This window comes from Cupriavidus oxalaticus (assembly GCF_038900635.1).
Taxonomy (GTDB): domain Bacteria; phylum Pseudomonadota; class Gammaproteobacteria; order Burkholderiales; family Burkholderiaceae; genus Cupriavidus; species Cupriavidus oxalaticus_B.
The window spans coordinates 531,321-550,362 of record NZ_JAYMRX010000002.1 but is presented as its reverse complement, the minus strand read 5'-3'; the positions used below and the strand labels follow the sequence as shown (position 1 = coordinate 550,362).

Annotated in this window: 23 protein-coding genes; 14 read left to right on the top strand and 9 right to left on the bottom strand. The window is 64.9% G+C overall.

The window, feature by feature from the left end; translation table 11 throughout:
• A partial coding sequence (locus VSR71_RS06645; RefSeq protein WP_342913113.1) for a hypothetical protein occupies window positions 1–214 on the top strand: 214 nt, incomplete at its 5' end.
• Here the strand turns inward: VSR71_RS06645 and VSR71_RS06640 are convergent.
• From VSR71_RS06640 to VSR71_RS06625, 4 genes are read right to left on the bottom strand one after another with little or no spacing between them, the layout of a single operon-like run.
• Window positions 201–671 carry a DoxX family protein gene (locus tag VSR71_RS06640; protein ID WP_342913112.1) on the bottom strand — a complete coding sequence of 157 codons (471 nt, stop codon included), beginning with the start codon at window positions 669–671 and terminating at the stop codon, window positions 201–203. The genes VSR71_RS06645 and VSR71_RS06640 overlap by 14 nt on opposite strands.
• Complete coding sequence (locus VSR71_RS06635; protein WP_342913111.1) at window positions 668–1,423, bottom strand: DNA-binding domain-containing protein; 756 nt, start codon at window positions 1,421–1,423, stop codon at window positions 668–670. The genes VSR71_RS06640 and VSR71_RS06635 overlap by 4 nt, the downstream gene beginning before the upstream one ends.
• Window positions 1,420–2,256: a DUF692 domain-containing protein gene (locus VSR71_RS06630; RefSeq protein WP_342913110.1), complete on the bottom strand. Its 837-nt coding sequence runs from the start codon at window positions 2,254–2,256 to the stop codon at window positions 1,420–1,422. The genes VSR71_RS06635 and VSR71_RS06630 overlap by 4 nt, the downstream gene beginning before the upstream one ends.
• A 13-nt stretch (window positions 2,257–2,269) precedes the next feature.
• A complete protein-coding gene (locus VSR71_RS06625; RefSeq protein WP_342913109.1) occupies window positions 2,270–2,557 on the bottom strand; it encodes a BufA1 family periplasmic bufferin-type metallophore in 288 nt (95 codons plus the stop codon).
• Window positions 2,558–2,853: 296 nt separating this feature from the next.
• Between VSR71_RS06625 and VSR71_RS06620 the strand changes: the two genes are divergently transcribed.
• Complete coding sequence (locus tag VSR71_RS06620; protein WP_342913134.1) at window positions 2,854–3,447, top strand: sigma-70 family RNA polymerase sigma factor; 594 nt, start codon at window positions 2,854–2,856, stop codon at window positions 3,445–3,447.
• A complete protein-coding gene (locus VSR71_RS06615) occupies window positions 3,444–4,088 on the top strand; it encodes a DUF1109 domain-containing protein (protein ID WP_342913108.1) in 645 nt (214 codons plus the stop codon). The genes VSR71_RS06620 and VSR71_RS06615 overlap by 4 nt, the downstream gene beginning before the upstream one ends.
• A gap of 20 nt (window positions 4,089–4,108) precedes the next feature.
• Here the strand turns inward: VSR71_RS06615 and VSR71_RS06610 are convergent, their stop codons facing one another.
• The 4 genes from VSR71_RS06610 to VSR71_RS06595 form a co-directional block, all read right to left on the bottom strand.
• The gene (locus VSR71_RS06610) at window positions 4,109–4,636 is read right to left on the bottom strand and encodes a gamma carbonic anhydrase family protein (RefSeq protein ID WP_342913107.1); all 528 of its coding nucleotides are present in this window, start codon (window positions 4,634–4,636) and stop codon (window positions 4,109–4,111) included.
• Window positions 4,637–4,743: 107 nt separating this feature from the next.
• Entirely contained in the window at window positions 4,744–5,667 is a 924-nt protein-coding gene (locus VSR71_RS06605; RefSeq protein WP_342913133.1) for a tripartite tricarboxylate transporter substrate binding protein, read from the bottom strand.
• Window positions 5,668–5,790: 123 nt separating this feature from the next.
• Window positions 5,791–6,996, bottom strand: coding sequence for a CaiB/BaiF CoA transferase family protein (locus VSR71_RS06600; protein WP_428979354.1), 1,206 nt, complete (start codon window positions 6,994–6,996; stop codon window positions 5,791–5,793).
• Window positions 6,997–7,035: 39 nt separating this feature from the next.
• The gene (locus tag VSR71_RS06595; protein WP_342913106.1) at window positions 7,036–7,971 is read right to left on the bottom strand and encodes a hydroxymethylglutaryl-CoA lyase; all 936 of its coding nucleotides are present in this window, start codon (window positions 7,969–7,971) and stop codon (window positions 7,036–7,038) included.
• 204 nt (window positions 7,972–8,175) lie between these two features.
• On the opposite strand from VSR71_RS06595, the gene VSR71_RS06590 reads away from it, so the two are divergent.
• Window positions 8,176–9,150, top strand: coding sequence for a LysR family transcriptional regulator (locus tag VSR71_RS06590; protein ID WP_342913105.1), 975 nt, complete (start codon window positions 8,176–8,178; stop codon window positions 9,148–9,150).
• 23 nt (window positions 9,151–9,173) lie between these two features.
• Here VSR71_RS06590 and VSR71_RS06585 read toward each other — a convergent pair whose 3' ends face one another.
• On the bottom strand, window positions 9,174–9,761 hold the full coding sequence (locus tag VSR71_RS06585; protein WP_342913104.1) for a hypothetical protein: 588 nt from the start codon (window positions 9,759–9,761) through the stop codon (window positions 9,174–9,176).
• 566 nt (window positions 9,762–10,327) lie between these two features.
• On the opposite strand from VSR71_RS06585, the gene VSR71_RS06580 reads away from it, so the two are divergent.
• From VSR71_RS06580 to bcsP, 10 genes are all read left to right on the top strand, one after another.
• Window positions 10,328–10,699 (top strand): PHA-granule associated protein 4, encoded by a 372-nt coding sequence (locus VSR71_RS06580; protein WP_342913103.1) that lies wholly within the window; start codon window positions 10,328–10,330, stop codon window positions 10,697–10,699.
• A 145-nt stretch (window positions 10,700–10,844) separates the two neighbouring features.
• Window positions 10,845–11,273 (top strand): GNAT family N-acetyltransferase, encoded by a 429-nt coding sequence (locus VSR71_RS06575; protein WP_342913102.1) that lies wholly within the window; start codon window positions 10,845–10,847, stop codon window positions 11,271–11,273.
• Between the two features lie 81 nt (window positions 11,274–11,354).
• Window positions 11,355–12,122 carry a ParA family protein gene (locus VSR71_RS06570; protein WP_342913101.1) on the top strand — a complete coding sequence of 256 codons (768 nt, stop codon included), beginning with the start codon at window positions 11,355–11,357 and terminating at the stop codon, window positions 12,120–12,122.
• Window positions 12,123–12,441: 319 nt separating this feature from the next.
• Complete coding sequence (locus tag VSR71_RS06565; protein WP_342913100.1) at window positions 12,442–13,413, top strand: tripartite tricarboxylate transporter substrate binding protein; 972 nt, start codon at window positions 12,442–12,444, stop codon at window positions 13,411–13,413.
• An 11-nt stretch (window positions 13,414–13,424) separates the two neighbouring features.
• Complete coding sequence (locus VSR71_RS06560; RefSeq protein WP_342913099.1) at window positions 13,425–14,555, top strand: TauD/TfdA family dioxygenase; 1,131 nt, start codon at window positions 13,425–13,427, stop codon at window positions 14,553–14,555.
• A gap of 38 nt (window positions 14,556–14,593) precedes the next feature.
• Window positions 14,594–15,439: an isocitrate lyase/PEP mutase family protein gene (locus VSR71_RS06555; protein WP_342913131.1), complete on the top strand. Its 846-nt coding sequence runs from the start codon at window positions 14,594–14,596 to the stop codon at window positions 15,437–15,439.
• A complete protein-coding gene (locus tag VSR71_RS06550; protein ID WP_342913098.1) occupies window positions 15,436–16,701 on the top strand; it encodes an MFS transporter in 1,266 nt (421 codons plus the stop codon). The genes VSR71_RS06555 and VSR71_RS06550 overlap by 4 nt, the downstream gene beginning before the upstream one ends.
• 79 nt (window positions 16,702–16,780) lie before the next feature.
• Window positions 16,781–17,578 (top strand): GntR family transcriptional regulator, encoded by a 798-nt coding sequence (locus tag VSR71_RS06545; protein WP_342913097.1) that lies wholly within the window; start codon window positions 16,781–16,783, stop codon window positions 17,576–17,578.
• 509 nt (window positions 17,579–18,087) lie between these two features.
• Window positions 18,088–18,471: a cellulose biosynthesis protein BcsD gene (gene bcsD, locus VSR71_RS06540; protein ID WP_342913096.1), complete on the top strand. Its 384-nt coding sequence runs from the start codon at window positions 18,088–18,090 to the stop codon at window positions 18,469–18,471.
• A gap of 89 nt (window positions 18,472–18,560) precedes the next feature.
• Window positions 18,561–19,034 carry a cellulose biosynthesis protein BcsP gene (gene bcsP, locus VSR71_RS06535; protein WP_342913095.1) on the top strand — a complete coding sequence of 158 codons (474 nt, stop codon included), beginning with the start codon at window positions 18,561–18,563 and terminating at the stop codon, window positions 19,032–19,034.
• The last annotated feature ends 8 nt before the right edge of the window (window positions 19,035–19,042 follow it).

Sequence of the window (19,042 nt, the reverse complement as noted above, 5' to 3'; positions counted from 1 at the left end):
GACCTTGGATTTAGCCATCCTCTGGCGTCTCCATCGTGTTCAACCGGGCAGGCTGAATACCATGAAGAGCGCCTCAGGCGGACATTTCTGCTTTGCTAAAACCGGACATTACCGCTTTGCCGCTACAACCTTCCTTCGCATAATCTATCTTATGTTAAATAATCAGTTTACCTCAGCTTGCCAAGACAAGCCGCCCAATCTCAGCGAATCTTGAACAACCGGTCCATCGACCATGCACCACCACCGCGAGCGATCAGAAGCAGCATCAATCCTGCCCACGTCAGATGGGTGGGCCACGCATCAGGGTAGACGAAGATCTCTATGACCGCCGTCATGCACAGCAAGGCAAACGCCGCTGGCCGGGTCAGCAATCCCAGCACAAGCAAGACCGGGAACAGATGTTCGGCATAGGTTGCCAGATGTGCTGCCAGCTCGGGCGGCACCAGCGGCAGCCGATACTCGCTCTCGAACAGCGCAAAGGTACTGTCCTTGATCGTCAGCACGCCGGTCACCTTGGTTCGTCCTGACAGGAAAAATACCGATGCGATCGCCATGCGTGCAATCAGCGCCAGCACATCATCGTTGATCCAGCGTGCCGCACATTGCGTCAGGATTGTCCATGCGCCCCCGCTGGCGCCGGTGTGGTGCGTGGCTTGGGTCCTGTCTGTCATGGTTGCTCTCCGGCGATGATTGAGACAAAGGCACCCGCACCTATGAGCGAGGCCAGCGTTTGGGCGATGTCGATGCCAGGCTCGGCCATTGCGGCGGATTCGGTGGCGATCTGCAGCGCCTTGCCTTCACCGCAGGCGTCAAGGAACGCGCACATGCCCCGGCCTGCCGCTTGCCAGCACACGCTGCCGGACATGCGAACCAGCAATGCCCCCTCGCCCACCCAGTCCATATCTTCGGCAGGTACCTGGACAGTACGGTTGGCCTGCCAGATCGAGAACGCCGGATGGGCGCCGCACCAGTGCCAGCGCAGCGAGGCGCGGGGCCGCAGCCTCGCGTGAAGCAACGTCTCACCGGCCAGTGTGCTGAAGGCGCCGGCGTCGAGCGCTTCATCGTCGGCGGCAAGGTGGGATTCGGTCCACAGCCGGTCAAGCCGCGCGACGTCGGCAAGGTAAGGCAGTTCGGCCGCCGGCGGAAACGTCCGCAGGAAGTCGGCAAAGCCGGCGCCGTACTCGATCAGGCATACACTGCGTGGCGGCTCGGCACGGGCATGGATCAAGGCAGCCGACCGGAACCAGTCTTCGCCGACCAGCCGGACGACGGCCGGATAGTTTGCCGCCAATGCGTCCACGCAGGCCTTGAGCACCGTATTGCGGTAGACCTGAAAGCCGGGCTGGCGTGTCAGCACTGGTAGCAGCAGATCCGCCCCCTCCTCTGCATAGAGCGCATTCAGGAAGTCTTGCTCGAAGCTCATGCGTAGGCTGCCTCCCTGCCGAGCAGCGCGGCCGCGTGCGCCCGCTCCGCCAGCAGTTCATCGAACGACGGAATGTTCCCATCCCGCTCAATCAGCGTGGGGCGTGGGCCGATGCGGTCTATCAATATCTGGTAGAGCGACCAGACTTCCGGCGCGACCGGTGCATCGTGCGAATCGACCAATAGCGGCTGACTGGCAGTACGGTCAATCGAATGTCCGGCCAGATGGATCTCGCGCACGGCGTCTGCCGGCAGTTGATCGAGATACCAGGCGGCGTCATAGCCAAGGTTGCTGGCACTGACGTGGACATTGTTGACATCCACCAGCAAGCCGCAACCTGTGCGGCGCACCAGCTCCGCAAGGAAATCCGTCTCGTCCCACGTATGCGCATCGAAGTGCAGGTAGTGGGATGGATTCTCGATGGCTATCTCACAGTTCAGGGCATCCTGGGCCAGTGCAATGTTGTCGGCCACCCGCACCAGCCGCTCGGTGGTGCGGGCCACCGGCAGCAGATCGGGGTAGTAGCGGCCATTGAGCGTCGACCACGCCAGGTGTTCCGACATGCGTACCGGATCGACGCGGCGGATCAGTTCGCGCAGGCGGGCGAGATGCTCGCGGTCCGGCCGGGCATCGCCCGCCAGCGATAGCGACACCCCGTGCAAGGCTACCGGATGCCGTTCCCGGATGGCATCGAGCCAGGCCAGGCGCGGCCCGCCCGCCATCAGGTAGTTCTCGGGGTGGACCTCGAACCAGAGGCCGGGCGCGGTACATCGCAAGGCCTCGGCGAAGTGTTGCGGCTTGAGGCTCAGGCCGGCATGGGGTGTCGCGTTCATGGCGCGCGCCTGGTCAGAGCGGCTTGAGCGAGCCCATGCCGCGCGGCGTCTTGATCGACGTGCACGTTCCCACCGGCACATTCTTCCAGGCGTTGCCCTGGTAGTCGGTCTTTGAGGTGCCGGCGCAGGTGGTTCCTTCACCGGCCTTGCAGTCGTTCTGGCCGGCGAGCGACACGCCGTAGCACTTTTCCATCGCAGGCTTGGCCTTGTCCGGGGCCTGTGACGGCGCACTTTGCGCCATGGCGATGCCAGAGGTCAGGGCGGCCAGCGTAATGGCGCTTGCGATCTTCATCGAGTTCATTTGGAAGACTCCTTCGGGTGGACATGAGGACTGGAACGTAGATACCGGCAGAAAGACGGACAGCGCCGCACGGTGATCTGACCGGTAATTCGCAGCGGCACGCCGCCCGGTTACAGGGCCATCCCGGAGAATATTTTTGCGCGCCGCTGTAACCGGATGGCCCCGGGGAGCGAACCTGCAGGTATCAGTGCTCGCGAATTGCCGCCATGGATGCCCTCGCCTATCATCCTGAAACGCTCGCTTCTGCCCCTGCTGACGTGGCTGATCGCCCCGAACGGACCGCAGCGCTCCCTTTTATGAATCCGCTCGCCGACAACGCCCGCCCGGACACTGCTGCAGCCAACCCTGTCGAGCAACGCCTTCGCACGCTGATGCTGGCCGGATTGCAGGGCGACCAGGCGGCTTATCACACTTTCCTGATGGAACTGACCGGGCACCTGCGGGCCTTCGTCCGGCGACGGCTCTATGGCATGCCGGATGAAGTGGAAGATGTGGTGCAGGAAACGTTGCTTGCCGTGCATAACGCCCGCCACACCTATCTGACCGAACAGCCGCTGACGGCATGGGTCTATGCCATCGCGCGATACAAGCTGCTTGACTTCTTGCGGGGCCGCTCGCGCCACACTGCACGACTCGAACCACTCGACGATTTCATAGACATTCTTGCCGATTGCGAAGCGGTACCGACCCACGATGCGCGGCTGGACGTGGACGGGCTGCTCGAACAACTGCCCGACAAGCAGCGCCTGCCGATCGTTCATGTGAAGCTGCAAGGACTTTCGGTTGCGGAGACGGCAAGGCTGACCGGCCTGTCCGAATCGGCGGTCAAGGTCGGCATCCATCGCGGCTTGAAGGCACTGGCCGCAAAAGCAAGGATCCTCTCATCATGAAGACCGACGATCTGGTCACGCTGCTCGCCACCGGCGTCAAACCTGTAGACCGGCATGTCGCGCTGAAATCGTTCATCCTGGCCCTGGCGCTTGGCGGCGCGGGTGCCGTGCTGTTGCTGGCCATTGCGTTCGGCCTGCGGCCCGACATCATGCAGGTTCTGGTGCTGCCAATCTTCTGGATCAAGGTGGCATTCCCGCTGGGGGTGGCTGTCGCGGCCACGCACGTCCTGCGACGGCTGATGGTCCCGGGGGCGACGATCGGCGTGCGTTGGGCCGCGCCTACCCTGCCCGTGCTGGCCGCATGGGCCGGCGCACTGGTTATCCTGGCCAATGCCTCCGGGGCGGCGGAGCAAGCCAGCCTGATACTGGGCCGGACGTGGCGAACCTGCCCGCTCAATATCGCGTTGCTGTCGCTGCCGCTTTTCGTCTCGGTCCATTGGGCGGTACGCCAGATGGCCCCGACACACCTGCGAGCGGCAGGCGCAATGGCCGGCCTGCTCGCAGGCGCCACCGCGACCATCGTCTATTGCCTGCATTGCCCGGAAATGGAGGTCCCGTTCTGGGCGGTCTGGTACCTGGCGGGAATGCTGATTCCGACGGTGCTGGGTGGACTGCTCGGCCCACGAATCTTGCGGTGGTAGTGTCGGGCAGTTCTTCGGGATCAGTACGTGCTTTGCTCGAGCAGCGTGCGGTAGCGCGCGGACCGGCATACATAGTCCTCGGCGTTGGCGCGCAAGTTCTTCACTTCTTCATCGGTCAGCTCGCGTACGGCCTTGGCGGGCGAACCAAGGATCAGCGAGCGCGGCGGGAACTGCTTGCCTTCGGTCACCAGCGCGCCGGCGGCCACCAGCGACTCCGCGCCGATCGACGCGTTATTCAGGATCACTGCCTGGATGCCGATCAGCGCGCCATCGCCAACGGTGCAGCCGTGCAGCATGGCCTGGTGGCCAACGGTCACGCCACTGCCCAGTGTCAGCGGACAGCCCGGATCGGTGTGCAGCACGGCGCCTTCCTGCACGTTGCTGCCTGCGCCAATGGTCACCGGTTCGTTGTCGGCGCGGATCACGGCGCCGGGCCAGACCGAAACATCGTCGGCCAGTTCGGCGCGGCCGATGATGGTGGCTTCGGCTGCCACAAAGGCGCTGCCGGCAATGCTGGGGACGAGTTCGCCCAACTTGTAGATGGTCATGGTGGGGGAATTGAAGACAAAGGGCTGCCACCGCGGCCCGCCCGGACAGGGCGCCGGCCGCGTTGACAGCAGGAAAATGTGTGACGGCCCGCCCGCGTGTAGCCGCTTTACTCGACCTTTACGTTGGCTTTCTTCACCAGCGCGGCATAGCGGCTGGCTTCACTGCGGAAGAAGCTGGCGGCTGCTTCGGGCGTGCCCGGTTCGATCTGGGTGCCCTGCTTCTTCATTGCCTCCAGGACTTCAGGCGAGGTGAAGGCCTTGGCGAATGCATCGTGGACACGCTTGACCTCTGCCGGCGGCATGCCGGCCGGCCCCACCACGGCGAACCAGCCGGCAACGTTGTACTTGGGCAAGCCTTGCTCGGCGATGGTGGGCAGTTCAGGCGCGGCGGCGGAACGCTTGTCGCCGCACAGGCCAATCGCACGCAGCGTGCCGGCCTTCAGATGCGCCGACACCGCGTTGAGTGCGACGACTCCCATCTCCACCTGCCCGGCGAGCAGGTCGTTCAGCATCGGGCCGGTGCCCTTGTACGGCACGTGGTGAGCGGTCACGCCGGCTTCATCCAGGAACATCTCGCCCGCCAGGTGAATGATGGTGCCGTTGCCCGACGATGCCAGGTTGTAGCTGTCCGGCTTGGCCTTGAGCAGCGCCACCAGTTCCTTGACGTTCTTGGCGGGCACCTTGGGATTGACCACCAATACCAGCGGCGTCGTGCCGATGACGCTGATCGGCGTGATGTCCTTGATCGCATCGAACGGCATGTTCTTGAACACGCTGGGGTTGATCACATGGTTGTTCGACACCAGCCCGAGCGTGCTGCCGTCAGGCTGGGCCTTGACGACCGCGGCGGCGCCCGTGATCCCGCCGGCGCCGGGGAGGTTCTCGACCACCACGGGCTGGCCCATGGTCCTGGCCAGCGACGGCACCGCGGCCCGTGCGATGGTGTCGACGCCGGAGCCCGCGCTGATGGGCAGGATGAGACGGACCGGCTTGCCGCCCTGCGCGATGGCAGGTGCCGTGGCGATGCTCATCGACGCCGCGACGGCGGTGGCAAGCCTGAACAAACGGCGTCGGGCCGGATTGAATACTTTCTGGTCGGGGGTCATGGTTTGTCTCCTGGTCTTTGTTTTGTCCTGCTGTCGGGGCATGCTGCCTCAGGCGGGGCCTGGCATTCCCGAGGATTGCGGAAAGAACTCGGCGTTATGCTCGCCCGCCTTCGGCAGCGGACGGCGCACGCCGGGACGGCGGCCGCCCATCAGCAGGGGCAGCAGCACCGTTGGCGCCGTGGAGCCGTCATCCACCTGCATGGGCACCAGCCCGCCGCTGGCCTTCAGGTGCGGATCGTCGAGCAACTGGTCGGGACGCATGATCGGTGCGTACGGAATCCCGGCCGCTTCCAGCCTTGGCGCGAGCACCGCCGGATCATGGTCCTTCAGGATGGCGCCCAGTTCCTCCAGCAGCCTGGGCCGTACGGCCACGCGCGACGTGTTGTCGGCATACTCCGGCCGTTGCGTCAGTTCCGGGTGCTCCAGGACCTTGCACAGCGTGACGAACTGCTTGTCGCTGACCGCGCCGATGAACAGCTGCTCGCCGCCGGCCAGCGTGAAGACGTCGTACACGCTCCACGCCGACACGCGCGACGGCATCGGCGGTGGCACTTCGCCGGTCATGGCGAACTGCTGCATGTGCTGCGAGGACAGGAATACGCAGTTCTCGAACAGCGCACTCTGTATTTCCTGGCCGCGGCCGGTGCTGTCGCGCTCGCGCAGCGCGGCCAGCACGCCGATCGCGCCGAACATGCCGCCCATGATGTCATTGACCGATGTCCCGGCGCGCAGCGGGCGCCCCTTGGGGCCGGTCATATACGACAGCCCGCCCATCATCTGCACCACCTCGTCGAGCGCCAGGCGGTTCTCGTACGGCCCGGGCAGGAAGCCCTTGTGCGAGACGTAGATGAGATGGGGATGCCTGGCCGACAGCGTCTCGTAGTCGAGCCCCAGTTTCCGCATCAGGCCCGGACGGAAGTTCTCGAGCAGCACGTCGCACTGGCCCGCCAGCTCGGCCGCGGCGGCACGCCCTTCATCCGTGGTGATGTCGAGCACCACGCTCTTCTTGTTGCGGTTGAAGGCGCGGAAGAAGCCGATGCCCAGCCCCGGCAGATTGCGCGTCTTGTCGCCGCCGGGCGGCTCGACCTTGATGACCTCGGCGCCGAGATCGGCGAGGATCATGCCGCAGGTGGGGCCCATGACCATGTGCGTGAATTCGAGCACGCGGATGCCGGTCAGCGGCAGGCGCTCGCTGTCGTGCTCGCTGTCGTGCTCGCTATCCTGATAGTTGTCGTGTTCCAGAGCGGTGTTCATGTCGTCTTGCATTCCGTTCGATTCGTTGCGATTCGTTGATCAGGCCGCGGCGCGTGACGATGCGCCGGCGAAGGTCTTCGGCAGGCCCGCCCGCCACAGCGTGCCGTGCAGCGCTTCGCCAGCCAGCCAGCCGGCCACCTCTTCACGCAGCGCCAGGAGCTGGCCGATGTCGATGCCCATGCTGGCCAGCATGTAGGCCAGGTCTTCGCTGGCCACGTTGCCGCTGGCGCCGGGCGCGTGCGGGCAACCGCCGATGCCGGCCAGGCAGGCGTCAAAGCGGGTGACGCCGGACTCCAGCGCGGCAAACACATTGGCGAGTCCGAGGCCGCGCGTGTCATGGAAGTGCCCGCACCAGAAGCGGTCGCCGGCAATGGCAATGGCACGCTCGAACAGGCCGCGAACCATGGCGGGATCGGCATAGCCGACGGTGTCGGCCAGGCTGACCCGGTCGGCGCCGGCGTCAAGCAGGGCCCGCATCAGGCGCAGGACTTCATCGGGTTCGACCCGGCCCTGAATGGTGCAGCCGAAGGCCGTGCCTACCCCGCCCTCGATCAGGGTCTTAGAGCCGGCCGCGTCGCGCGCCGCGCGGATGCGCGCCACCTCCGCCACCACCTCGTCGGGGGTCTTGCGCAGATTGGCCACGCTATGCGCATGGCTCGCCGACAGCGGCACGATCATCAGGTCCGCGCCGCTGTCGATGGCGTTCTCCGCGCCGCGCAGGTTCGGTACCAGCACCGAGGCAAACACGCCCGGAAGGGTGCGCGCATACGACACCAGTTCGGCCGTGTCGGCCAGTTGCGGCAACAGGCGCGCAGGCACGAACGAGCCGACTTCGATCTCGCGCTGGCCCGCGGCATGCGCCTGGCGGATCCACGCCTTCTTCTGCTCGGTGGGCAGGATGGCCTGGATACTTTGCAGGCCATCCCGGAGCCCGACTTCGCGGATGACGGCGTTGGTGGGGTATAGGGCAGTCATGGCAGGAACCTGAATGAGGGTGAGTCGATGGCCTCTACGCGAGAGGCAACGCCACAACTCTAAGACCTTCCGCCATGCTGGAACAGCGATGTTTCGTCCACGATAGCGTTCCAAATCGGAAAGTCTCAAGACATTCCCGAAATTTGCAGCCAGGGCGGGAAGTCCGCATTAAGATTCCGGCAAGGAAACCCAGGAATTTCATCCATGCGAGATCTCGACCTGACCACGCTGCGCCTCTTTGTCGCTGTCTGCGAGACGCAGAACATGGCGCGCGCCGGCGAACAGGAACACATCGTCGCGTCGGCCATCAGCAAACGCCTGGCGCAACTCGAGGAAACTGTCGGCACCACCTTGCTGGAGCGCCGCCGTCGCGGCGTGATTCCCACGCCGGCAGGGGAAATTGTGCTGGCCCATGCCCGCGCCATGCTTTCCGCCGCGGACCGCGTGGCCCGCGACATGGCTGACTTTGGGTCTGGCATCCGCGGCCAGGTGCGCCTGCTTGCCACCGTATCGTCCATGGCGGAGTCGCTGCCGGACGACATAGCGGCGTTCCTGCAAATGCCGGAGCACCGCGATGTCAGTGTCAGCATCGAGGAAAGCCTGAGTACGGAGATCGTGCGGTCCTTGCGCGAAGGATCGGCACCGCTTGGCATCTGCTGGGATGCTGCCGACCTGGAAGGCTTTGAGACCCGGCCCTATCGCAGCGATCACCTTGCGGCCGTGGTTCCGGCCTCGCACCCGCTCGTGAGGGCCGATTCGTGCGATTTCGAGGAGACGCTCGCCTTCGACCATGTCGCCATGCCAGCGCAAACGGCTGTCCAGACCATGCTGGTTCGCCATGCCGCCATTCTCGGCCGCCGGATCGTCTACCGCGCCGTCGTCTCGACCTTCGACGCCGCGCTGCGTTGCGTGCGCGCTAACCTGGGTATCGCCATCTTGCCGGCAGAAATCGCCAGGACCATCGCGCCGGCGTTCAACGTCCAAGTGGTTCCACTGCGCAACGATTGGGCTCGGCGGCGCTTCGCCATCTGCTGCCGCAATTTCTCACTGTTGTCGCCAGTTGCACAACTGCTCGTGGCCCACCTGGAAAAGTGCGCAGCCGACGACGGTCCCGCAGTAGCCAGCGGGCGCTTGTCGAGGAAGGAAACGTCATCGAGCAGCATCAAGAAGCCACGTTGACCCCTCGGTAAGCCTGACCGCCCTCAGCGGCTCGCCCTCGGCGACATCGATACGGCAAACGCTTCGGTGTAGACCGCCTGCACCTGGTTGCCGCGCCGGATGGCCTTGAGCTGCTGCGGATCGCTGACATGCACGTCGACCGTTTTCCCCTTTGGGCCCTTGAGCGTCACCATGCCGGTCTTGCGGTTGACGTTGACGACATCCGCAGTCACGGTCACCTCCCGACCGATGGTGCCGCCGGGCTTGGCTCCGGGCGGCGCGCGTTCGATCGTCTCCCGCTCGATGGCCGTGCGCATGCCGGTCTGACGGGTCATGCTCACGGACAGCGCTCGCTTGTACTCGACGGCGACCACGTCGCCAATGCGGACCTGGTCGAAATTCCGGACGTCTTCGCCGACCTGCAAGTCGGTAACCTTGCCTTGCTTGTTCTTTAACGAGACGGTGCGCGTGGCGCTGTCGATGGCCACCACGGTCGCGGTGGTCTTGACGGTCTCGGTCGCCATCATCGCCCCGACGCCGGACGCGACATGCACGCTGGATTCTGGCTGGGCTGGCGCTGCAACACTGGCTGCGGCCAGCGCGCAGGCTGCGAGTAGCTTGTAGCATTGCATGCTCGGCTCCATGGCGCGGAGAAACTTGCGGATACGTGAGGTTTAGTTCATCCACGCCAAAGTACAAGCGGCGAAGCGCGCGCATGCACAAATGTTGCCTTCGAAAGATATTGGAGAATCCCGGCGAACAGATGCTCGCAATCGGTTTTCCCGCTATCGGCCAAAAGTATTAGCCGCACTGATCCCTTCTCCTCGTTGCCAAGTCCTGGTTTGCGCTGAAGAATGCAGCCATGGACCAAGGGAGGCTGACGATGGAAATGCGTTGGGAGAAACTCTACTCAGGCGGCCTGGCCGAGTTTCACCAGTCCGAGTCCGGGGCCTGCCGTGCGGCGCGGCGCGCAAGCGTGCTGGACGCGGTGTGGCTGGGAGCGCTGTTGACGGTACTGATAACCGGCGGCGCCCTCCTCTTCAGGTGAAACCGACACCGGTATGCGATGGCCCCACGCCGTCTTCTAGGCGGGGTGTCCGGCAAACGATAGCCACGTCATGCGCGTCGCAGCCGCTTGCATCATGCCCCGCCTCGTAGGTATAGTCACCCGCGATGACTCCATCGCGGAGACTTGCCGATGAACGCCTTCATTGCACGCAGCCGGGCCAGCGCCGTGGCGTACATCAACGCCTGTGCGAAAGGGACTGTCGAGCTGGACTATGAGTCAGCGTGGGAGGACGCGATCGAACTCGGGCGAATGGGTCAGAAACTGGGGGTCGATGTCCAGTACCGGACAGTCGAGCATATTTGCGTGGAATCTGCCGACGCCCTGACACGCGGACTGCGTGAAAAGAAGCTGACCTTCCGGCAGCGATACCTCTATTGCAGGTTCGACATGTTTGCGCTGCCTGAGGCGGTCCTGTGCGAACTCGAGACCCTCGCCATCGAGCATGGCGACTACATCTTGCCCGGCCATTTGCTCGGGGAAACTACCCTGGTCTGGCGCTAGCGATAGCGACGAGAAAAACGCGCGCTGCAGTCCGGCGTGGTGGCCTGATGTGGCGATAGGCAGATTCACCTAAGGATCAATCCCTACAGGCAGCATGCCCCCTCGAAAGTAGGATAAGTGGACGAACTACGCGAGGGTTTCCGCTATGCGTCCTCACTATGCTACCGAGGCGGACTGGCCGGACATTAAAGCGCTCCTGCACGCTTCATCATTATCCGTGGCGGGGGTGCAGGACCGGATCGGCCAATACATGGTAATTCGGGATAACGCCGGCCTGCTCGGCTGCGCGGGCCTGGAGCGTTATGAAAACACCGGCGTCCTCAGAGGCCTTGCCGTTGCACAGCGCGCCCGCTCATCCGGCCTTGGCGAACTTCTCATTTCCGCCATCGTCGCGGACGTCCGTCGCAATGGCGTCGAATCGATCGTGCTGCAAACCCGCAATGCGTCAGGCTATTTCGCGCGAATGGGCTTTACGCCTGTCAGCTACGCGGAACTCGCTCCGGCGGTCCTTGCCTCCCCGGCAATGCGCCACGACCAGGCCGAGGCCGGGACACTGATGCAGATCGCGCTGTGAAAATCGCCACCGCTGCCGTGGCCGCGCCCTCCCTCGCTAAGGTATGCTTTCGCCTTCAAAACGGTCTTCGCAGGGGAAGCAATGCGGCGCGTCGTATTCAATCAGAAAGGTGGCGTTGGCAAGTCAACAATCGTATGCAATCTCGCGGCGATCAGCGCCAGCGAAGGCTTGCGCACTTTGGTCGTTGACCTGGATGCCCAGGGCAATTCGACCCAGTACCTGATGGGCGCGCGCGCCGGAGAGGCCAGTCCGAGCGCGGCAAACTTCTTCGAGGCGTCCCTGACCTACAGCTTCAAGCCGGTGGACCTGGCGTCGTTTATCCATCCCACGCCTTTTGAGAATCTCGACGTGATGCCCGCGCATGCCGACCTCGACGCGCTGCACGGCAAGCTTGAATCCCGCTACAAGATCTACAAGCTGCGCGATGCCCTGATCGAGCTGGAGGCAACCTACGACGCCATTTACATCGATACTCCGCCGGCGCTGAATTTCTATACCCGTTCCGCACTGATTGCCGTAGAGCGCTGCCTGATCCCGTTCGATTGCGATGATTTTTCGCGGCGGGCCCTTTACACGCTGCTCGATAACGTGAAGGAAATCCAGCAAGACCACAACGACGCGCTGGAGGTCGAGGGCATCGTCATCAACCAGTTCCAGCCGCGCGCCAGCTTGCCGGCAAAGCTGGTCGAAGAGCTGGTCACCGAGGGGCTGCCGGTACTTGAGTCGCGGCTGTCTGCCTCGGTGAAGATCCGCGAATCGCACCAGCACGCCATGCCGATGATCCACCTCGATCCCCGGCACAAGCTGTCGCAGGAGTACCTGGCGCTGCATCGGGAACTGGCAGGCTGAACGCCGTCATTCCTGCGCTGTATCCGGCCCATGGCGCGGCAGCCGTCGCGCCATGGAACCGCGGCTCGCGCAGTCCGGAGCAGCGCTGACCGTATCGTCCGCGACCCGGCAAATGTGCCGGGAGACAAGCATGCGGATTTCGGTGCACCCCGCGCCCCGTCCCTAGGGTAACCCCCGAGCTCCCCCTTCTTGCCTGTTGTCGCCCGCCTGTCTATTCTGAATCCACAATTTGTCCGGACAAAAAAATAATTACGGACAATATGGTTCACGATCCGGTCCACCGGACTTTCCATCCTTCGACAGGAAAGAGGAGACAAGCATGCCCGCCCCACTTCGACTCGCGGCGATCAGCCTATCGCTGACCCTTGCCGTGCTGGCCTTGCCTGGCAATGCGCACGCGGAATTTCCGGACAAGACCGTCCGTATCGTCGTGCCCTACTCGCCAGGCGGCGGCACCGACATCGTCGCGCGCCGGCTGGCGGAGCGGCTGACGCCGCGCCTGAAACAGACCGTGGTGGTCGAGAACAGGCCCGGCGCCAACGGCATCATCGGCACCGACGCCGTGGCCAAGTCGGCCCCGGACGGCCATACCTACGTGCTGGTGGTCAATACGCACCTGCTGAATCCGATCCTCTACAAGAAGATGCCTTACGACACCTTCAACGACCTGATCGGGGTCACGATGGTGGCCAAGTCGCCGCTGGTGTTCGTTACGCAGACGGAGTTTCCGGCCACCAACGCAGTCGAGTTCGCGCGCCATGTCAAGGCGAAGCCGGACAAGTACTCGTATGGCAGCTCCGAGAACATGACCCGCCTCGTCGGTGCCATGTACAACAAGGCGCAGAACCTGGACATGGTCAACGTCGCCTACAAGGGTGGCGCGCCGCTGATGACCGATGTGGTCGGCGGTGTCACCACGGTAGGCGTCACCAGCGTGCTGACCGCCAAGCCGTTCATCACCTCCGGGAAGCTGCGCCCCCTCGCGGTCACCGGGGCGCAGCGCACGCCGGCGCTGCCCAACGTGCCGACCATGATCGAGTCCGGCATGAAGGACTTCGAGGTCTACACCTCGTACAGCCTGTATGCGCCGGCCAAGACCCCGAAGGCGGCGCTGGAGCGCATGCAGAAAGAGGTCCATGCGGTGGTGATGGCGCCGGACATGAAGGAAATCCTGGCCGAACAGGCTGCCACGCCGGTGGCGCAGCCGGTGGACGAATTCAATGCCGAGGTGAAGAAGGACTTCGCGCTCTGGCAACGCCTGGCCAAAGAGGTCAACCTGCAAGCGGAGTGAAACAAGCCAACATGGAAACAACCAAGACCAACACCCAGGGGATCGGCCCCGTGGCGGGCGGCTGGACGCGCCGCGACGTGGAGCAGGACAACAGCTGGATCCATGTGCTGAGCGAGGTGGAGATCGACGCGCTGGAACGGGCGCTGCGCCACGCGCAACAGACCGGCAAGGACCGCTTCGATATGTCGCTGGAAGACTTCCCGCTGGACGCAGGCGTGCGCCAGCGCCTGGTTGCGCTGATCGACGAGACGCAAGGCGGCTTCGGCTTCAAGCTGCTGCGCGGTTTCCCGGTGCAGCGCTGGGATGTGGATGCGCTGCGGCTGCTGTTCTGGGGAATCGGCCTGGCACTGGGCGTGCCGCGCCCGCAGGGCAAGATGAGCCAGTTCGTGTCCGACGTGCGCGACGCGGGCGGCACCTACCGCTCCAATACCGGCCGCGGCTACAACACGCGTTCGGGGCTGGATTTCCATGCGGATGGCAGCGACATGGTCGGCCTCTTCTGCGTGCGCACCGCGAAGAGCGGCGGGTCCAGCCTGATCTCCAGCTCGGTCGCCGCGCATAACGAAATGCTGCATTTGCGCCCGGATCTCGCCGCCGAACTCTATGCGCCGCTGGTCTTCAGCCGCCAGGGCGAGCAGGCCCCGGAAGAAGCGCCGTACTATGCCGCGCCGGTGTTCGGCGTCCGCGACGGGCATTTTGCCTGCCGCCATATCCGCAACCACATCAAGGGCGCGCAGCAAACCTTCCCCGACGTGCCACGGCTGACGCCACAACAGACCGAGGCGCTGGACCTGTTCGATGAACTGCTCGCGCGCGAGGACCTGTGCTACCACATGGACCTGCAACCCGGCGACATCCAGCTGCTGAACAACCATATCGTGCTGCACTCGCGCACCGAGTATGAGGACCATCCCGAGCCCGAGCGCAAGCGCCACCTGTTCCGGCTGTGGCTGTCGCTGCCGCAGGCGCAGCCGCTGCCGCACGGCTGGGTCGACGCCTACAAGGATGTCGATGCCGCCTGCGTGCGCGGCGGCTTCCGCGGCATCGGCATCACGCCGCAGATCCGTGAGTTCGAGGCCCGCATCGCCAGTGCGCACGGCATGAAGCTGCGCATTTACCCCAAAAACAAGGAAGCTGCCTGATGACATCGACCAACACTGAAGCCAACGCGCGCCCGACCATGCGCGAACTGCTGGCGCGCAAGCGCCTGATCGCCGCGCCCGGCGTGTTCGACATGATCTCGGTACGCATCGCCAGCCGCATGGGCTTCGACTGCCTGTACATGACCGGCTATGGCACGGTAGCGTCCTATCTGGGCCTGCCCGATGCGGGGCTGGCGACCTATACCGACATGGTCAACCGCGTCGGCGCCTTCTGTTCCGCGGCCACCATGCCGGTGATCTGTGATGGCGATACCGGCTATGGCGGCCTGCTCAACGTCGCGCATACCGTGCGCGGCTACGAGCGCGCGGGCGCCAGCGTGATCCAGCTCGAGGACCAGGAATTCCCCAAGAAATGCGGCCACACGCCGGGCCGCCGGGTGATTCCGGCCGAAGACATGGTGAAGAAGATCCAGGTCGCGGTGGAAGCGCGCGAAAGCAAGGACTTCATGATCCTCGCCCGCACCGATGCGCGGACCTCGCTGGGCCTGGATGAGGCGCTGCGCCGCGCCGAAGCGTATGCCCGCGCCGGCGCCGACATCCTGTTCGTCGAGTCGCCGGAGTCGGAAAAAGAGCTGGAGATCATCGGCAAGACTTTCGACCTGCCGCTGCTCGTCAACGTGGTGGAAACCGGCCGCACACCGGTGCTGCCGGCCGAGACGCTCGAGCAGATGGGGTTTGCCATCGCGATTTATCCCGCAGTGGGCTTTCTTGCCGCGGGCAAGGCGCTGGAAGACGTCTATGCCCACGTCAAGGCCAACCGCACCTCCCTGGGCATCGGCGACCGGCTCTACGACTTCCCGCGCTTCAACACGCTGATGGATTTCGAGTCGGTGTGGGAGTTCGACAAGCGCCACGCGTCATGACCGTTGAGACCCCCGCCCGGTGGCGCGCTACCGTCACCCTCTCCTGCTCGCTGGCGATACAGATGGTCGCGACCGCCAGCACGCTGGCGTTTGCGGTGCTGGCGCCGGTGATTCCCGGCGTCGAGCTGGCAAGCGTCGGCATCTACCTGGCCATGGTCTATGTCGGCGGCATGCTCGGCAGCCTGGCCGGGGCCGGGCTGGTGGCGGGAGTGGGTCCGGTACGCGCGTCCCAGCTGGGGCTGCTGGCGCAAGCCGTGGCGCTGGGCCTGCTTGCCACCGGCGAGCCCCAGGCAAGGCTGCTGGCCGCGCTGGTCAGCGGCCTGGGCTACGGGCCGATCACGCCGGCAAGTTCCCAGATCCTGGCGCGCAGCACTACGCCGGAGCGGATGGGTTTCGTGTTCTCGCTGAAGCAGACCGGCGTGCCGCTGGGCGGCTTGCTGGCCGGCGCGGCATTGCCACCGCTGGCCGCGCTGGGGTCGTGGCGGGCTGCGCTGGGCGCGCTCGCGGTGCTGGCGCTGGCCGTGGCCGCGCTCAGCAATTTCCAGCGGCGCGAGTTCGACCGCGGAGCGACTGGCCGCATGACGTTCGCCGGCAATCTCGGGCGGCTGTTCGGCGACGTGCTGGCCGATAGCCGCCTGCGCTCGATGGCGGCGGTCTCGCTGCTGTTCTCGGCGTGCCAGCTGTCGGTCAGCGGCTACCTGATGGTGTATTTGACGGCCGAGGTCGGCATCGGGCTCGCGCAGGCCGGCATGGTCTACGCGGTGACGCAAGGCGCCGGCATCGTGGGACGCATCCTGTGGGGCCATCTGGCCGACCTGACCGGATCGCCGCGCGGCGTGCTGATCTTCCTGGCCGTGCTGATGAGCGCGAGCGCGGTGGCCACCGGCCTGTTCACGGCGCAGTGGACGCTGGTGCCGCTGTGCCTGGTTTCATCGCTGCTCGGCGCGACGGCAATCGGCTGGAACGGCGTCTATCTCGGCGAGATCGCGCGGCTGGCGCCCCCGGGCCGGGTGGCGTCGGTCACAGGTGGCGCGCTGTTTTTCACTTACTTTGGCGTGGTGTCGGGGCCGCCGGCGTTCGGCTACCTTGCCGAACGCAGCCACAGCCTGGGCGTGGCCTATCTTGCGTTGGCGGCCGTGCCGGCGCTCAGCGTGGCCTTGTTGCTGTGGAACGGGCGTGCCCGGGGCCGGACGGCGGTGGTGGCGCCCGCCAGCAAGGCAACCGATCCCGACAACCCGCCGCAATCGTCGCTCAACTCGTGATGCGGGCCTGTCGCTTGCCCGTGCGACGGGTCGCGGCTATGCTGCGAGCGTCATTCACCACCACCGAAGCACCGGAAACATGGAACAAGCTGGCAGTCTCGACGACGACGCAGTCGGCCCCGACGCGGACGTGCGCAACGGTGCCGGCCCGCGCTACATGGCGCTGGCACGGACGCTGCGCTCGGAGATCGAGAACGGCACCTACCCGGTCGGCAGCAAGCTGCCCACGGAAATGGAACTGTGCAAGCAGTTCGGCGCCAGCCGCCATACCGTGCGCGCCGCCATCGAGCGGCTGGTCAGGCTCGAACTGATCACGCGCACGCCGCGCGTCGGCACCGTCGTCACCGCATCGCGCGCCAAGGGCGGCTATGAACTGGCCGTCGGGCAGGTCGGCGATCTGCTGCAGTACGCGGCCAGCACCCGCATGCGCGTGGTCTCGCGCGGACTGCGCGTAGTCGATGAAGATGCCGACCCGGTGCTCAGTCCCTACCTGGGCCAGCACTGGCTGGTGATCCGCGGCGTGCGGACCGGCGACGCCGGACCCGCGCCGATCTGCTACAACGAGGTCTGGGTCCACCCGGACTTCCGCGGCGTCAGCGGAACGGAACGGGATATCGAGGCGTCGGTGTTCCACCTGATCGAGCAGCAGTTCAATGTCGCGGTATCGCGCATCGAACAAGTCATCCACGCGGGCGCGCTGCCCGCGGACATCGCGCAATTGCTGCAGGTGCCGCCTGGCACGGCGGGGCTGTGGATCAACCGGCAGTACCGGGATGCGGGCGGCAGGCTGATCGAGATGGCGTTGTCCGTGCATCCTGCGGACCGGTTCTCTTATCGCATGGTGCTGGACCGGACGTGGCGCAGCGTGCAGGGGTAAGCGCGCGCCGGCTTGCATTGGCAGTGGATAACCGGGTTTCCGAGGTCGACTGAAAATGGCAAAAAAATCAAAATTACGTTAATCGCCAGCGGACTTCGCGTGCCGCACACACGCGTTTCAAAGGCCTGAATGCGCCAGCCCAGGAAACCTGGGCGCAAATATGGAGCAATTGGCCAATGGCAAGCGAATTCATAATGCGCACAGGTTTCTGATTGCCGCTTCCGGAGTCTGCGTACCGGGAATATCGAGGGTGTCCAAGCCCCGCCCGGTGCCCGCGTTTCATTTCAACATTATTAGGCGAGCACTTAATTTTGCATGCAAAGGCTGTATGTTGCGAGCACGCATCATGTATTCTTTACAAAACCTTTGCATGGACCTAAACAATCGGCCACCATTCGTCCCGCAAACAAAAATAGAATGAGAACGGGGAATCTGAAGTGGGCGATGCATTACTGCAATACCTGACGGAGCGTCATGCCTCCATACAATGGCGTGACTTAATCGAGGCCTTGGCCGAGGAACTGTCCGCCCAGTTGGGCGATGCCGGTGTCAACGCGCTGATGGCCGCGACCGGCGCCCGTTTTGCCGCCCGCTTCCCGCTCGGGCCCTGCGGCACGGTTGCAGATCTCGAACGCGCCATCGCGCAGGTCTGGCTCGACATCGACTGGGGTTGGACCAGTATTGCCGATGCCGGCGATGCCTTGCTCGTGCACCACCACTGCGCGCCGCGCACGCGGCCGGATGAAGGCAGCAGCGCACCCTGGCAGGCCGCGTTCCTGACCGGCGCCTACCAGCACTGGTTCCAGTCGCTCGGCTCGTCGGGCTTGCTGCAGATCACGCAAGCCTCGCCGTTCGACGCGACCGGAAGCATGAGCTTCCGGCTCGGACGCTGAGCCCGCGACCAGCTCCTTTCACCTCCAAGTCATCTTTTTCATAGCCGTGCCCGCGCTCCTGTCCGGAGCGCGAGCGATGCCCTGTTGCCATGAGCTCCGACGATCTATCCAAGCTGTTCAGCCGCTATGGTGGCCACCCCGAGACCTACCGGGAGATTGTCCGCGAGGACGCTGCCGAAGAGGCCGAGCAGCGTTGGCCCTTGCTCGCGGCGCTGCGGGTAGATCGCAGCGCAGTGGTGCCGCCGGTGCAGGCATTGGGGATCGGCATGCCGGTGGTGCCTGCCGCCGCGCAGCCACTTACTGCGCCAGTTCCTGCGCCGGCCACTGCGGCGGCTACTGCGCCGGTCCTGGCCACCCTCCCGGCTGCCGCGCCCCAGCCAGCGCAACCCTTGCAACGCGCTGCCTGGCCGAATTCCCCGGCAGCGGCCGCCGCGCCACGACCCGCCGGTGCCACGCCGCTGGCGCAGGTGTTCGCGCGGCTCGAAGGCCAGGCTGCGCCCGCAGCGCAGCCCGAGCATACGCCGGCCCGCCGTTCCTTCCTCGATCGCCTGAAACGCAGCTGAGCATCCGT

What these genes read in the sequence shown, in the direction of transcription:
- VSR71_RS06560 (WP_342913099.1), top strand. Translation starts at nt 13,425, where the DNA reads ATGGAAACAACCAAGACCAACACCCAGGGGATCGGCCCCGTGGCGGGC.
- VSR71_RS06580 (WP_342913103.1), top strand. Translation starts at nt 10,328, where the DNA reads ATGAACGCCTTCATTGCACGCAGCCGGGCCAGCGCCGTGGCGTACATC.
- VSR71_RS06565 (WP_342913100.1), top strand. Translation starts at nt 12,442, where the DNA reads ATGCCCGCCCCACTTCGACTCGCGGCGATCAGCCTATCGCTGACCCTT.
- VSR71_RS06640 (WP_342913112.1), bottom strand. Translation starts at nt 671, where the DNA reads ATGACAGACAGGACCCAAGCCACGCACCACACCGGCGCCAGCGGGGGC.
- VSR71_RS06615 (WP_342913108.1), top strand. Translation starts at nt 3,444, where the DNA reads ATGAAGACCGACGATCTGGTCACGCTGCTCGCCACCGGCGTCAAACCT.
- VSR71_RS06570 (WP_342913101.1), top strand. Translation starts at nt 11,355, where the DNA reads ATGCGGCGCGTCGTATTCAATCAGAAAGGTGGCGTTGGCAAGTCAACA.
- VSR71_RS06555 (WP_342913131.1), top strand. Translation starts at nt 14,594, where the DNA reads ATGCGCGAACTGCTGGCGCGCAAGCGCCTGATCGCCGCGCCCGGCGTG.
- bcsP (WP_342913095.1), top strand. Translation starts at nt 18,561, where the DNA reads ATGAGCTCCGACGATCTATCCAAGCTGTTCAGCCGCTATGGTGGCCAC.
- VSR71_RS06550 (WP_342913098.1), top strand. Translation starts at nt 15,436, where the DNA reads ATGACCGTTGAGACCCCCGCCCGGTGGCGCGCTACCGTCACCCTCTCC.
- VSR71_RS06620 (WP_342913134.1), top strand. Translation starts at nt 2,854, where the DNA reads ATGAATCCGCTCGCCGACAACGCCCGCCCGGACACTGCTGCAGCCAAC.
- VSR71_RS06610 (WP_342913107.1), bottom strand. Translation starts at nt 4,636, where the DNA reads ATGACCATCTACAAGTTGGGCGAACTCGTCCCCAGCATTGCCGGCAGC.
- VSR71_RS06590 (WP_342913105.1), top strand. Translation starts at nt 8,176, where the DNA reads ATGCGAGATCTCGACCTGACCACGCTGCGCCTCTTTGTCGCTGTCTGC.
- VSR71_RS06630 (WP_342913110.1), bottom strand. Translation starts at nt 2,256, where the DNA reads ATGAACGCGACACCCCATGCCGGCCTGAGCCTCAAGCCGCAACACTTC.
- VSR71_RS06595 (WP_342913106.1), bottom strand. Translation starts at nt 7,971, where the DNA reads ATGACTGCCCTATACCCCACCAACGCCGTCATCCGCGAAGTCGGGCTC.
- VSR71_RS06545 (WP_342913097.1), top strand. Translation starts at nt 16,781, where the DNA reads ATGGAACAAGCTGGCAGTCTCGACGACGACGCAGTCGGCCCCGACGCG.
- VSR71_RS06600 (WP_428979354.1), bottom strand. Translation starts at nt 6,996, where the DNA reads ATGAACACCGCTCTGGAACACGACAACTATCAGGATAGCGAGCACGAC.
- VSR71_RS06605 (WP_342913133.1), bottom strand. Translation starts at nt 5,667, where the DNA reads ATGAGCATCGCCACGGCACCTGCCATCGCGCAGGGCGGCAAGCCGGTC.
- VSR71_RS06575 (WP_342913102.1), top strand. Translation starts at nt 10,845, where the DNA reads ATGCGTCCTCACTATGCTACCGAGGCGGACTGGCCGGACATTAAAGCG.
- VSR71_RS06625 (WP_342913109.1), bottom strand. Translation starts at nt 2,557, where the DNA reads ATGAACTCGATGAAGATCGCAAGCGCCATTACGCTGGCCGCCCTGACC.
- VSR71_RS06585 (WP_342913104.1), bottom strand. Translation starts at nt 9,761, where the DNA reads ATGCAATGCTACAAGCTACTCGCAGCCTGCGCGCTGGCCGCAGCCAGT.
- VSR71_RS06635 (WP_342913111.1), bottom strand. Translation starts at nt 1,423, where the DNA reads ATGAGCTTCGAGCAAGACTTCCTGAATGCGCTCTATGCAGAGGAGGGG.